We start from the raw sequence: 13729 nt of genomic DNA, 5'->3' as shown, positions 1-13729 counted from the left end.
ACCCCGCAGCCAATGGCAGGCCAGCGCCTCCTCGCAGCAGGTACCGGCGATGGCGATCAGCCACCTGATCGACGGCGACCCCAGGACCGTCACCGGCGGCGCCTTCAGTCCGGGCCACTGGTTCCAGATCGATCTGGGTGCACCGACGATGCTGGCGGGCGCACGGATCACCTGGGATGTCTCCAATCCAGAGGGCTATTCACTGCAGACCTCGCTGGACGGCACACAGTGGCAGACCGCGTACACCATGGCCGATTCGCTGGGCGACGTGGAAACGCTGTACTTCGCGCCACGCCAGGCGCGCTACCTGCGGTTGGCCAGCCCGCAGCGCACGTCCGACTGGGGCGTTTCGATTTTCGAGATGGAGCCGCTGGACAGCACGCTCAGCGCACGCATCAGCGGTGTCGATGCAACGCAGGCGGCGGCGCTCTGGCAAGGCGGTGGCACCGTCGCGGTTCCAGCCAGAAAAGGTGGATCCCATACGCTCGAGATCATGCTGCCTCGCGCCCAGTCCACGGCCGGTCTCGCGGTCGACTGGGCCGATGGCGGGCGCGGCGCCGCCCGCTTGCAGGCGCAGGACGCACAGGGCCGATGGCAGGACCTCGCACACGATGCACAGGCGGCCAGCCATCGGCAGAGTTGGCTGGCTGCTGACACGGCACAACCTCTACGTGCATTCCGCCTGGCCGTGGACGGCGCTGCCCCGCAGATCGCGCGCCTGCGCCTGCTTGGCCCGAAAGCCGTGATGACGCCGATGAAGCGCTACCAGATCGCCGCCAGCGGCGCGCAGCGTGCGTTGTTCCCGGCGTCGCTGCAGATGCAGCAGACCTACTGGACTGCGGTCGGTGTGCACGCGGGCCGGCAGAAGTCGATCTTCGACGAATACGGCAACCTGGAAGCGTTCAAGGGTGCGCCGCTGGTGCAGCCGCTCTGGCGAAGCGCCGACGGGCGTGCTGCAGGTGCCGCCGGTCAGCCCGTACAGCACGCCCTGCGCGATGGCTGGAAGCCTATGCCTTCGGCCACCTGGTCGCCGCAGCCTGGGCTGGAGCTGCGCAGTGAGGTGTTCGCCATCGAGCGCGATGGCCAGCCGGTGACCTTCCTCCGCCATCGACTGCACAACACCGGCAGCACCCGGATCGACGGCACGCTCAGTCTGGTCGTGCGTCCGATGCAGATGAACCCGCCATGGCAGAACGGTGGGCTGTCGCCGATCCGCGAGGTCGCCGTCGAAGCCAACACGGTGCGCGTGAACGGCCGCACGCTGCTGCAATCGGTCACGCCGGTGGCTGCGTCCGGCGTTGCGCCGTTCGGGAAGGACGGCACAACGGAGATCACCGCGGACATCGCTGCCGGCGAACTGCCTTCCTCGCAGCAGGCACGTGACGAGCAAGGACTGGCCGCAGCCGCATTGAGCTACCGGATCCGCCTCGCGCCCGGTGCCAGCGATGCGGTGGTCGTGGCGTTCCCACTCGGCACCGCCGCTGCCGATGCCAATGGCGTGCTGCCCGAAGCGCCTGCGCTTGACCTGGCAACGCTGCCCCGTGATGCCAATGCAGCGTTCGAGACGCTGGCCACGCAGGCGTCCGCCGATTGGCAGGCACGCCTGGGCCAGGTCGGCCTGCGCCTGCCCAATCCCTCGCTGGTCGACATGCTGCGCGCGCAGGCTGCCTACATGCTGATCAACCAGACCGGCCCGGCCATGCAGCCCGGCCCGCGCAACTACAACCGCTCCTTCATCCGCGATGGCATGGCCACCTCGGCGGTGCTGCTGCGCATGGGCGAAGCCAAGGTCGCACGCGACTATCTGGCCTGGTACAGCCAGCACGGCGTGCACGGCAGCGGACTGGTCTCGCCGATCCTCAACGACGATGGCAGCGTCAACACCGGCTTCGGATCGGATATCGAGTACGACAGCCAGGGCCAGTATGTGGCACTGGTCGCCGATGTCGCCCGCCTCGATGGCGGTGCGGAGTCGGTGCGCGCGTACCTGCCGAAAGTGAAGGCGGCGCTGCGCTTCCTGCAGCAGCTGCGCGAGCGCACGCTGGTAGCGGGTTACATGGCTGACCAGCCAGCGCCGGAGCGCTTCGCGGGCATTCTTGCGCCGTCGATCAGCCACGAGGGCTACCCTTCGCCCACCCACAGCTATTGGGATGACTACTGGGGACTGAAGGGCTGGCACGACGGCGCGTGGCTGGCAGAGGCACTTGGCGACCATGAAACCGCCCGTTGGGCGCGCGAACAGTACAAGCTGCTGTACGACGCCCTGCATGCGTCGATCCGCGCAACGATGGCGTGGAAAGGCATCGACTTCATTCCTTCCTCCGCGGATCTGGGCGATGGTGATCCCACCGGCGTATCGATCGCGCTGGATCCCACCGGCGCGCAGAGCGTGCTACCGGCCGAGGCGCTGCGAACCACCTTCGCCCGCTATCTGGACGATGTGCGCAAGCGCAACCAGCCAGGCGCGCTGTACGCCTATACGCCCTACGAAATCCGCAACGTGCTGAGCTATGTGCATCTTGGTCAGCCCGAAGCAGCCGATGAACTGCTGCAGGGCCTGCTGCATGATCGACGCCCGCTTGAATGGCAGGTGCTGGCCGAGGTCGTGCATTCGCGGCTGCGCTTCCCGCGCTATCTGGGCGACATGCCGCACACCTGGATCGGCGCCGAGTACGGTCGCACGTTGTTCGGCATGCTGATGCGCGAGGACGATGACGCGTTGTCATTGCTGCCGGGCACGCCGCCGTCTTGGGTGGCCGGGGATGGGTTGGCGGTGGAACGCCTGCCGACCGCGTATGGCACGCTGCAGATGCAGGCGCGGCAACGCGACGGGCTGCTGACAGTGGTGATTGGCGAGGGGCTGCGCAAGGACACCGCCGTGCGCATGTGGTGGCCGAACCGGACCGCGCCGAAGTCTGTGCGCGTGGATGGACGCAGCGTTTCCGACTTCGATGCCGAGGGCGTGCGCCTGGCGAAACCGTTCCGGACGTTGGAAGCGGTCTGGTAATGCAGCCGAGCATGGCTCGGCTCTACAGAAATCAGACTCTGCGAGTAGATCCACGCCATGCGTGGATGCTCTTGTAGAGTCGAGCCATGCTCGACGCATCGCGCACCGCGCGAACTGCAGCCGAGCATGGCTCGGCTCTACAAAAGCAGCGGTAGCTGCCGGGCCATGCCCGGCGTCAGAGCGTCGGCAGCCCCGGCGGGTTGGTCTGCGACTGCGGCACGGCCTCCTCGGCCACATTCCATCGCTTCAGCGCCTGCGCATAGGTGCCACTGCCGATCTGGGTGTTCAGCGCCTGCGTCACCGCATCAGCCAGGCCGCTGCCCTTGCGCGTGGTCACCGAGATCGCCGCGGCGTTCGGCCAGCCCCCCGGGAACAGGCCCACACGCCGCACCTTGCCATCGCGCGCCGAATAGGCGCCGGTGGCGTTGGGCTCGAACGAGACATCGGCGCGCCCGGTGATCACCGCCAGCCGCCCAACCACGGCGTCATCGAAGTACTGGTACTCCACCGGCTTCAAGCCAGCGGCGATGTTCTGCTGGTCCCACTGCCGCAGGATCTGGTCCTGGTTGGTGCTGGCACCGACCACCACCTTCAGCCCGGCAACGTCGGCCGGCTTTTCGATCTTCTGGATCGGCCCATCAGTGCGCGTGTAAATTCCCAGCAGATCGTAACGGTAGCTGGAGAAATCGAACTTCTTCTTGCGCTCTTCGGTCACCGTCACGTTCGACAGCACCGCATCGTACTTGCCCGACTCCAGCCCCAACGGCCAGTCGGCCCAGGCCACCGGCACGATCACCAGCTTCAGGCCCAGCCCATCGGCAATCAGCCGCGCGATGTCCGGCTCGATGCCGACCACGTCCTTGCTGTCGGTACCATAGTCGGCCAGCGGCAGCTGCCCCGGATGGGTGGCCACGGTGAACGTACCAGGCGTGACAAAGCGATAATCGACCGGAATCAACGCCTGCGCCTTCGGATCGAGCGTGCCCTTCAGGATGGCGGTGTTCGCACCCACCAGGCTGGTCGCGGCCACGGTGCCGGCATCCGGTGCCTGACGCACGCGCGAATAGACGATGCCGGCGATGCCGATGACCAGCACACCCACGACCAACAGGGTGCTGCGCGAGGGGCGACGCGGTGCTGCAGGGCTCATGGTCTTCCTTCCGGGGTTACAGGGTCTTGGCCAGGAAATCGGCGGTGCGTTGCTGGCGCGGGCGCTCGAACAGCGCCTCGGGCGTGCCCTGTTCGATCACCCGGCCCTGGTCCATCATCACCACGTGGTCGGCCACGCGGCGGGCGAAGCTCAGTTCGTGGGTGACGATCACCAGCGTGGTGCCGGAGCTGGCCAGCTCTTCGATCACACTCAGCACCTCGGCCACCAGTTCCGGGTCCAGCGCCGACGTGGGTTCGTCGAACAGCAGTACCTTCGGTTGCAGGGCCAGCGCGCGGGCAATCGCGATGCGCTGCTGCTGGCCGCCGGACAGCTGGCGCGGGAAGGCATCGGCCTTGTCGGCCAGGCCGACCCGTTCCAGCAGCGTGCGCGCCTGCTGCGCGGCCTGCGCACGCGGCACGCCGCGCACCGCGATCGGTGCCTCGATGATGTTCTCCAGCGCAGTCAGGTGCGGGAACAGGTTGAAGCCCTGGAACACCATGCCCACTTCCGCACGACGGCGGCGGATCTCGCGTTCGGGCAGCTCGTACAGGGTGTCGCCATCGCGGCGGTAGCCGATCAGCTGCCCGCCGACGGTCACGTAACCGCTGTCGGCACGTTCCAGGTGGTTGATCAGCCGCAGCAACGTGGACTTGCCAGCGCCGGACGGGCCGATCAGCACCGTCACGCTGCCAGCGCGCAGGTCCAGGTTCACGTCTTCCAGCACCGGCTGGTCGCCGAACACCTTGCCTACGCCATGCAGCGACACCGATGCCCCCTCGCCCGCTTCAACCTGCGCGGCGATGCGCGGGCGATTGACCACGCGCGGTGCAGCCTCACCTGTGGCGCGCCTCGGTGACGAGACACGCGATACCGAACGCTCGCGCTGCAGTTGGCCGCGCGCAAAGCGCTGCTCCACGCGCCGCTGCAGCAGCGACAGCACGGTCAGGATCACCAGGTACCAGACCGTGGCCACCATCAGCAGCGGCACCACTTCCAGGTTGCGCCGGTAGATCACCTGCACGGTGTAGAACAGCTCCGGCAGCGCCAGCACGTAGACCACCGAGGTGCTCTTGGCCAGGCCGATCACATCGTTGAACGCGGCCGGCAGGATCGAACGCATCGCCTGCGGCAGGATGATGCGGCGCACCTGGCGACCGCGCGGCAGGCCAAGCGCGGCCGCAGCCTCGTACTGGCCATGGTCGACCGACAGAATGCCGCCACGGATCACCTCGGCCGAGAACGCGGCCTGGTTCAAGGTGAGGCCCAGCACTGCGGCGGTGAACACACCGATCAGCTGCGTGGTCGGGTACGAGAACAGGCTGATACCGGTGAAGGGAACCCCCAGTTCGATGGTGCTGTACAGGTAGCCCAGGTTGTTCAGCAGCAGCAACAGCACCAGCAGCGGGATCGACCGGAACAGCCACACATAGCCCCACGACACCGCCGACAGCAGTGGCGAGCCGGACACGCGGGCCAACGCCAGCAGGGTGCCCAGCGCGAAACCGAGGCCGGTACCGAGCGCGGTCAGCAGCAGCGTGCGGCCCAGGCCTTCCAGCACCGGGCGTGCAAAGAACCACTCAGCGAAGGTGCCCCAGCCCCAGCGCGGATTGCCCAGCACTGATTGCAGCCCGATCAGGATCAGCGCCAATGCCAGAAGGGTTCCGACCACCTGCAGCGGGTGCCGGGCCGGCACGATCTTCAACGCCGGGGTTGGCGCCGGGCGTGTGGCAATGCCATCCAGCGCGGTCGAAGGCGTGCTCATGCGTGGGCTCCGTGCAGCACGGTCTGTGATGGCACAACGGCTGGCGCCGATACGCCCAGGTGCTTCTCGAACGGCAAGTGGGCGATGGATTCCGGATCGGCCTCCAGATCGAACAGCGCGGTGTAGCCGTGGCTGAGGTACAGGCCGACGGCTTCAGGCTGGCGGAAGCCGGTGGTCAGGAACACCCTTCGGTAACCCTGGCGCGCCGCCTGGTCCTCCAGTTCCTGCAGTACACGCCGCGCGATGCCCTGGCGGCGCAGGCCCGGCAGCGTCCAGATGCGCTTGAACTCGGCGGTGTCCGGATCGCGGTGCGGCATGAAGGCACCGCCGGAGATCGCCACACCATCGCGCAGCAGCAGCACGAACGCACCAACCGGTGCCGCGAACGCCTGTGCCGGGTAGCGCTGCAGTTCCTCGCGGGGGCTGCCGCCGATGCGTCGACGCACGTCGGCGTAGCGGCTGTCGTACTCCTGCTCCAGGCCATCGAACAGCGGCCGCGCCAGTGGATCATCCACCGAGGTGTAGAGGAAGCGTTCGTTGCTGCTCATGCCACGTCCTTCACCAGATAGTCTTCAGCCAGCCGCGCCCACAGGCTGGCAGCGGGCGCGATGGCGGCGTCGTTGAATACATAGCGCGGGCTGTGCAGCGGTGCGCTGTCGCCGTTGCCGACGAACACGAAGCTGCCGGGCCGCGCCTGCAGCAGGAAGGCGAAATCCTCGCTGGCCGTGCGTGGCGCGAATTCGGGCACCACGTGTTCGCTGCCGAAGCCCTGCACGGCCACCTCACGGATGTAGGCGGTCTGCTCAGGGTGGTTGATCACGCTCGGGAAGCCACGCGGGAACTCGATCTCCGCGCGCGCGCCGAACGCGGCGGAGGTCTGCTCGGCGACCTCGGTAACACGGCGCCGCAGGGTGTCACGTACCTCGGGCAGGTAGGCGCGCACGGTCAGCTTCAGCTCCACTACGTCCGGGATCACATTGGCGGCCTGCCCGCCGTGGATCGAACCGACGGTGACCACGCCCATCTGCCGTGGATCCACATTGCGCGAGACAACGCTCTGCAGCGCCGTGACGATATGCGCCGCCGCCAGGATCGGGTCGACACTGCCCTGAGGCTCGGCGCCATGACCGCCCTTGCCGATCACCTTCAGCCGCGCCCAGTCCACCGATGCCATCGCCGGGCCATCGACGAAGCCGAAGTGGCCGACAGGCACGCCCGGCCAGTTGTGCAGGCCATAGATCGCATCCACCGGGAAGCGTTCGAACAGGCCATCGGCAATCATCTTCGAGGCCCCCGAACCGGTTTCCTCGGCCGGCTGGAACACCAACTGCAGGGTGCCGTCGATGCGGCCATGATGGGCCAGGTAGTGCGCCGCGGACAGCAGGATGGCGGTATGCCCATCGTGGCCACAGGCATGCATCAGCCCCTCGGTCTGGCTGGCGTAGGCCAGCCCGGAATCCTCGTGGATCGGCAGTGCATCGATGTCGGCGCGCAGGCCGAGGCGACGGCTGCCCTGCCCGCGCTGCAGCGTACCGACCACACCGGTGCCGCCGAGACCCGTGGTGACCTCATAGCCCCATTGCTGCAGCAGCTCAGCCACGCGTGCGCTGGTGCGGTGCTCCTCGAAAGCCAGCTCCGGGTGCCGATGCAGGTCATGGCGGATCGCGATGGCGGCCTCGGCGCGTGCCGCGATCTCCGGCAATACGCCCGTCGTTTGGGAATTCCGCCGGGCATGGCCCGGCGCTGCCGCGTATTCTCCGCTCATCGCCTTACCCTGCCTTCCGCGCCGGCTCGGCATCGGTCGCATGGTGGCTGGCCTTGTACGGCAAGCCCAGATGCGCGCGCAGCGTCTGCCCTTCCAGCTCACGCTGGTGGTAGCCGCGCGCCTGCAGGATCGGCAGCACCTGGGTCACGAAATCGTCCAGGCCTTCGCGCTGTGCCGCGAAACCGAGGATGAAGCCGTCGCTGGCACCAGCATCAAACCAACGGATCAGCTCGTCGGCCACATGCTCCGGCGTACCGATGAAATTTGGCCGTGGGCTCACCGCTTCCAGCGCCACCTGGCGCACGCTCAGGCCCTTCTCACGCGCATCCTGCTTGATGCGGTCGGTGGTGGAACGGAACGAATTGCTGCCGATGTCACCCAGCTCCGGGAACGGCGCGTCCGGATCGTACTGGCTGAAATCGTGATGGTCGAAGAAGCGCCCCAGGTACGCCAGCGCATCCTCCAGCGTGGCCAGTGCGGCGATCGCCTGGTACTTGGCTTCAGCCTCCTCCGCGGTGCGACCGACGATGGGGCCGATGCCGGGGAAGATCTTCACGTCGTTGCCGCTGCGGCCGTGCGCGATCGCCGAGTTCTTCACCTTCTGGGTGAACGCGCGGGTTTCTTCCAGCGACGGCGAATGGGTAAACACCGCATCGGCATACTTGCCGGCCAGCGCGATGCCATCGTCGGACGAACCGGCCTGGAAGATCACCGGCTGGCCCTGTGGCGAGCGCTGGATGTTGAGTGGGCCTTCCACCTGGAAGAAGCGGCCTTTGTGGTCGAGCCGGCGGAACTTCTCCGGCGCAAAGAACGTGCCGCTGTCGCGCTCGCGCACGAAGGCATCGTCATCCCAGGAATCCCACAGCCCCTGCACCACGTCCAGATACTCGTCGGCGATCTGGTAGCGCAGCGCATGCTCCGGGTGCGGCCGGCCATAGTTGCGACCCGAACCTTCCAACGGTGAGGTCACCACGTTCCAGCCAGCACGACCGCCACTGATCAGATCCAGCGAGGCGAACTGGCGGGCGACAGTGAACGGGTCGCTGTACGAGGTCGACAGCGTGCCGGCCAGGCCGATCTTCTTCGTCGCCGTGGCCAGTGCCGACAGCAGCGAGATCGGCTCGAAGCGGTTGAGGAAGTGCGGAATCGACTTTTCGTTGATGTACAGGCCGTCGGCCACGAAGCCGAAGGCGATGCCGTTGTCCTCGGCGGTGCGCGCAATGTCGATGTAGAACTGCAGGTTGACGCTGGCATCGGTTGGGTTGGACGGATGCTTCCAGGCATGCATGTGGCTGCCTGGACCCTGCAGCATGATGCCGAACGGAATGTGGCGCGGGGTCGTACTCATGGGAATCGCTCCTGCAGGTCAGGCCACCGCCGCGCGCGGCGCGGGCGACAGCAGTTCAAGGGATGTCAGGCGTGCATCAAGGTCGGCCACCGGCGCATCGAGGATGAACTCGCCCACACCGAAACGCCGGTGCAGTGCGTCCAGTTCGTCACGCACGTGCTGCGCATCACCGGACAACACGCTGGGGCGCGTTTCCTCGATGCGGAAGTCGGCCACGCCCACCTGGCGCGCATACTCGGCAGCTGCTCCGGGGCTGGGCAGGTTCACCGTCTGCCCGGGACCAAGATGCAGCTTGTAGACGCGCAACGCGCCGATGTGCCGGGCAGCGGCCTCGGCAGTTGGTGCGGCAAACGCCACCGTGGCCAGCAGCGGTGGCTGCGAGGAGACGCTGTGATAGGCGTCGAACGCAGCTTCGATGTGCTTCGGGTCACCATCGAAATGCGCGGCATAGACAAAGCGCCAGCCCAGCTCGGCCGCCTGCTGCGCGCTCTGGGGGCTGGCACCGAGCAGGAAGCGCTCCGGCGCCTGCTGCGGCACCGGTCGGGCCAGCGCCTCGGTGTCTGCCCCCGACAGATAGCCTTCCAGGTCGCGCAGCTGCTGGTCGAAGTCGGTAAACGCCGGGCGCCCGGCTGCCAGCGCCGCGGTCGAGGCCGGCAGTCCACCGGGGGCCTTGCCCACACCCAGATCCACACGCCCGGGCGCCAGCGCCGCCAGCAGGTTGAAGTTCTCCGCCACTTTGTAGGGCGCGTAGTGGCGCAGCATGACCCCACCACTGCCGATGCGGATGCGCCGGGTCTGCGCCAGCACCCACGCAGCCAGCACTTCCGGTGCGGGGCTGGCCAGCGTCGGTGCAGCGTGGTGCTCGGCAAACCAGTAGCGGTGGTAGCCCAGCTGTTCGGCGCGCTGCGCCAGCTGCAGGCTGTTGCGCAGCGCCTGCTCCGGCGAGGCACCTTCGGCCACCGGACTCTTGTCCAGCACACTGATCTGATAGCTCATGGTCGTGTCCTCGCTCAGGGGTGGGCCACGGGAATGCCGAGCAACCCGTTCAGCGCGGCCAGGATCGGCTCGGCACCGGAGATGTACTGGCGGTCCTGGTGCGCGCCACTGGCCAGTTCGCTGCGCACGCCCTGCGGCAACACCAGCTTGGGTAGTGACTGGTCCTGCTCACCGATCTCGGCGATCACCTCGCGGCGCGGCCGCGCGAAGCCGATGCGGCGTACATCCAGCTGCGCGTCCAGGCCATCGATGCTCGACAGCGCGCCCTCCAGCAGCAGGCTGTGCCGGCAGAAGAAGCGCTGGCCAGGAATCTGACCGTCCTCGAACTCACGGTCGAGCAGGAACAGGATGGGTTTGCTTGCTTCGTCCAACGCCACGGGAGTGTCCTCATCAGGGCCGGCAATGCGATGCCGCTTCGATATCGATGCTAGAGATGCCGGCAGCCGCAGCAGCGACGGCTGGCGACAATCGGCGGTCAGATCCGGCCACGCAGATGCGGCGTAGCCATAAGCAAAGCGCCGCCGGTTATGGCGTCAGGCAATACGTCGCAGCGGCGCCGCTACCGCAAGCGCCTGTGTGGCCAGATGCCCCGCTGCACGTTCTGTTGCCAGTTCGACGCGCGCCTGCAAAGCCGCACTGCTGATGTGCTCGCCCTCGAAGTCGGCCGGTGTGGCATACACCCCGATCGGCAGCGTGTGCGCCTGCAGGAAACTGAACAACGGCCGCAGCTGGTGGTCGATCACCAGCGCATGTCGCTCGCTGCCGCCGGTGGCTGCCAGCAGTACCGGCGTATCCACCAGCGCCTCCAGCTCGATGAAGTCGACCAGGTGCTTGAACAAGCCGGGATACGAGCCACGATAGACCGGCGCGGCGACCACCAGCAGCTCCGCCGCTTCGATGGTCTGCAGTGCCCGTTCCACCGCCGGCTCCGCCTCGCCACGCGACAGCGACTGACCCAGCGAACGCGCGATCGGCGCCAGCTCCACCAGCTCCACGCTGGCGTGCACCCGCTGCTGCAGCGAGTCCAGCAGATGCCGCACCAGCAACAACGTGCGCGACGTCGCCGAGCTGGTCGGCGACCCCACCAATGCAACCACCCTCAATGCAGAAGACATGAAACGCTCCCGTGTAGAGCCGAGCCATGCTCGGCTGCCTTTCGCTTTTGTAGAGTCGAGCCATGCTCGACTGCTTCCCACCTCAGAACCGGTAACTGACCCGGCCAAACCAGTACGCACCCACATTGCTCAGCACATCGCCGCTGTCCCACGTGGTCTCGATACTCGCCACATCGGTGGCGCTGCGCGCGTACTCCGGCACCTTGCGGGTGCGCTTGTCGAACACGTTGTTGATGCCCAGCGCCGCACTCCAGCCCGCGCCCAGCTCCACGCCACCGGACAGGTTGGTCACCAGCACCGGCGGCTGCCTGTACTCCACGCCGTTGTTCAGGCGCTTGATCGGGCCGTAGTAGGTGAAGTCCACATTCGAGCGCCAGCGCCCGTTCTGCCAGCCAAGTCCCGCCACCTGCGTATAGCTGGGCGTGCGGAAGCGCAGCGCGTACTCGCTGCTCTTGGTCAGCAGGTTGATGTTCGGCAGCCCCTGCAGCGCCGCCGGAATGTCACTGACCTTCTGGATGGTGGTGCGGCCGACGTTGGCCGCGTAGCTCCAGCGCAGCTTGCCCCACGCCGTCTCCTGGTTCGCTTCCAGGGTCAGCTCCACACCGCGCGTGCGGGTGTTGCCCACATTGGTGAAGTAGCTGGCGTAGAACGCATCACCCGGCAGGATGCTGATGCCGGCCGAACCCAGCAGCGCATCGATGGTGTTCTTCTGCGCCGCACTCAGCACCGTGCCGCTGTTGTCGGTGACGCGCGCCGGATCCTGCGCGTTGTAACCGATCTGGCTGGACTGGCCGAGCTGGCCGCGGATGTCGATCTGATAGGCATCCACTGCCAGGTGGAAGGCCGGACTCGGGTCCCAGGTCACGCCCAGGCTGTAGTTGGTGGCCTTTTCCGGCTTCAGCGGCGTTGCCCCCAACGCGAGAGCCGCCGGCGAAGACACCTGCGCCACCAGCGTGGTGCCGCACGGGCAGCTACCGGTGGCCTGATAGTACTGCGCGCCCAGGCTGGGCGCATGGAAACCGTTGCTCACCGTTGCGCGCACACCCAGTGCGTCGGTGAAATCGAAGCGCGTGGTCAGGCGGCCGGTGGAAACGCTGCCGAAATCGGAATGGTCTTCCCAGCGCGCGGCAGCATCCAGGTACCAGCGCGAGGTGATGTTGGTGGCTGCACCGACGTACACCGCCTTGCTGTTGCGGGTCGCCTTAACCGCGTCGGCGGTGGAATAGCCGACGAAGGCTGCAGCGCCGAAGCCGGTGTACGACTCCCACTGCCCTGCCCCGCGCTCGTACTGTTCATGCTGGTACTCGGCACCTGCGCTCACTTCCAGCGGCGAGGCGAACGCCGCCACCTCGAAGCCGCGCCGCAGGTCCAGGTTGGCAATGCCCTGCTGGTAGTCCAGCTTGCCGTCATAGAAATCAGTGGGCGAACCGGGATACGGCAGCGAATAGTTCACCGAATTGCGGGTATAGGTGCGCACCGTGCTGCGGTTGCCGGTCAGGCTGGCGTCGTAGTCCCAACCCACGATCTGGCCTTTCACACCGGCCGTACCGGTGTACTGCTTCTCCTTGGTTTCCAGCACCGGCAGGAAGCCATCGGGAAACACGCTCAGGACGCCGGGGGCCTTGTAGGTGGTGAAGATGGTCGCCGGCAGGCGGAAGTTCTGGATCGCCTGCGCGGTGCGGTCACTGGCCGTGGCGTTGGCGTAGAACTGCGCGCTCTCACCCAGGCCATGGCCCACGTTCACCGCGAAGGCCTTCAACGCATACGACGGCGAGCTGAGGATGGTATTGGCTTTGGCATTGCGGCTGGCCTCGGCCGGGTTCGGCGCAGCACCTGCTGGCAATCGATTGTTCGGCCGCAGTGCCACCAGATTGCCGCTGCCATCCACAGCGGGGTAGCTCAGGTAGCCATCGATGTAGCGGCGGGTGCGGATCGCATGATGCTGGCGGGTGGTCTCACCGGACAGGTTGACGAAGCCATCCTCGCCCCACGGCAGGCCGACGTTGGCGCGCACGCTGGTACGCGAACCATCACCATCGATGCTCTGCCCGCTCTCCACCGATACATCGCCACCGTGCGCCTGCGATTTCAGGATCACGTTGACCACGCCGGTGATCGCGTCCGAGCCGTAGATGGCCGAAGCGCCATCGCGCAGCACTTCCACATGGTCGATGGCCGAGACCGGAATCAACGCCAGGTCGGCCCACGCATGGCCGGGGAAGCCGCCCCCATTGGCACCGCTCACATAGGCGCTGGCATTGCGGCGCTTGCCGTTGACCAGTACCAGCGTGTAACCCGGCGACAGGTTGCGCAGCTGATAGCCGCGGATCAGGCTTTCCTGGTCGCTCTGGTAGCCGCCGATCTGGCTCAGCGACGGCAGGCTGCGCTGCAGCGCTTCCAGCAGGTTGCCCTGGCCAGTTGCCGCAAGGTCCTCGGCGGAAATCACGTCGATGGGCGTGGAGCTGTTCTTCACCGTGCGCGTGCTGGTGCGTGAACCGGTGACCACCACCGCATCCAGCGTGGAGGCTGCCACGTTGGCAGTGGCTGCAGTGGTGGCAGGGTCCGCATCTGCTTCCGCCGCATGGC

At 67.0% G+C, this 13729-nt stretch carries 10 protein-coding genes; 1 reads left to right on the top strand and 9 read right to left on the bottom strand.

Features of this window, described 5'->3' with window-relative positions:
- Nucleotides 1-3007, top strand: a 3007-nt coding sequence (locus QRO95_RS23335; RefSeq protein ID WP_285303594.1) for a discoidin domain-containing protein, incomplete at its 5' end; no start/stop codon positions are given.
- A gap of 175 nt (nt 3008-3182) precedes the next feature.
- On the opposite strand, the gene QRO95_RS23330 is transcribed toward QRO95_RS23335, so the two are convergent.
- From QRO95_RS23330 to QRO95_RS23290, 9 genes are all read right to left on the bottom strand, one after another.
- Nucleotides 3183-4157 carry an ABC transporter substrate-binding protein gene (locus tag QRO95_RS23330; protein WP_285303593.1) on the bottom strand — a complete coding sequence of 325 codons (975 nt, stop codon included), beginning with the start codon at nt 4155-4157 and terminating at the stop codon, nt 3183-3185.
- A gap of 16 nt (nt 4158-4173) precedes the next feature.
- Entirely contained in the window at nt 4174-5919 is a 1746-nt protein-coding gene (locus QRO95_RS23325) for an amino acid ABC transporter permease/ATP-binding protein (protein ID WP_285303592.1), read from the bottom strand.
- Nucleotides 5916-6467, bottom strand: a complete 552-nt coding sequence (locus QRO95_RS23320) for a GNAT family N-acetyltransferase (protein WP_285303591.1) — start codon at nt 6465-6467, stop codon at nt 5916-5918. Before QRO95_RS23320 ends, QRO95_RS23325 begins: the two co-directional genes overlap by 4 nt.
- A complete protein-coding gene (locus QRO95_RS23315; RefSeq protein ID WP_343237341.1) occupies nt 6464-7684 on the bottom strand; it encodes a M20 aminoacylase family protein in 1221 nt (406 codons plus the stop codon). Before QRO95_RS23315 ends, QRO95_RS23320 begins: the two co-directional genes overlap by 4 nt.
- Nucleotides 7685-7688: 4 nt before the next feature.
- Entirely contained in the window at nt 7689-9032 is a 1344-nt protein-coding gene (locus QRO95_RS23310; protein WP_285303589.1) for an LLM class flavin-dependent oxidoreductase, read from the bottom strand.
- A gap of 18 nt (nt 9033-9050) precedes the next feature.
- Nucleotides 9051-10028, bottom strand: coding sequence for an MsnO8 family LLM class oxidoreductase (locus QRO95_RS23305; protein WP_285303588.1), 978 nt, complete (start codon nt 10026-10028; stop codon nt 9051-9053).
- Nucleotides 10029-10042: 14 nt separating this feature from the next.
- Entirely contained in the window at nt 10043-10405 is a 363-nt protein-coding gene (locus QRO95_RS23300) for a DUF3088 family protein (protein ID WP_032129754.1), read from the bottom strand.
- A gap of 156 nt (nt 10406-10561) precedes the next feature.
- Nucleotides 10562-11143, bottom strand: a complete 582-nt coding sequence (msuE, locus tag QRO95_RS23295; RefSeq protein WP_285303587.1) for an FMN reductase — start codon at nt 11141-11143, stop codon at nt 10562-10564.
- Between the two features lie 82 nt (nt 11144-11225).
- Nucleotides 11226-13729: TonB-dependent siderophore receptor (locus QRO95_RS23290; RefSeq protein ID WP_285303586.1), on the bottom strand; the 2504-nt coding region annotated here is incomplete at its 5' end.

The sequence above is a fragment of the Stenotrophomonas maltophilia group sp. Smal13 genome, assembly GCF_030236855.1.
In the GTDB taxonomy this organism is placed as follows: Bacteria; Pseudomonadota; Gammaproteobacteria; order Xanthomonadales; family Xanthomonadaceae; genus Stenotrophomonas; species Stenotrophomonas maltophilia_A.
The sequence above is the reverse complement of the archived record's forward strand: the minus strand, read 5'-3'. Positions and strand labels throughout refer to the sequence as shown.

Bases quoted from the DNA above. Each gene is read 5' to 3' on its own strand.
- QRO95_RS23330 (WP_285303593.1), bottom strand. From the start codon at position 4,157: ATGAGCCCTGCAGCACCGCGTCGCCCCTCGCGCAGCACCCTGTTGGTC.
- QRO95_RS23325 (WP_285303592.1), bottom strand. From the start codon at position 5,919: ATGAGCACGCCTTCGACCGCGCTGGATGGCATTGCCACACGCCCGGCG.
- QRO95_RS23320 (WP_285303591.1), bottom strand. From the start codon at position 6,467: ATGAGCAGCAACGAACGCTTCCTCTACACCTCGGTGGATGATCCACTG.
- QRO95_RS23315 (WP_343237341.1), bottom strand. From the start codon at position 7,684: ATGAGCGGAGAATACGCGGCAGCGCCGGGCCATGCCCGGCGGAATTCC.
- QRO95_RS23310 (WP_285303589.1), bottom strand. From the start codon at position 9,032: ATGAGTACGACCCCGCGCCACATTCCGTTCGGCATCATGCTGCAGGGT.
- QRO95_RS23305 (WP_285303588.1), bottom strand. From the start codon at position 10,028: ATGAGCTATCAGATCAGTGTGCTGGACAAGAGTCCGGTGGCCGAAGGT.
- msuE (WP_285303587.1), bottom strand. From the start codon at position 11,143: ATGTCTTCTGCATTGAGGGTGGTTGCATTGGTGGGGTCGCCGACCAGC.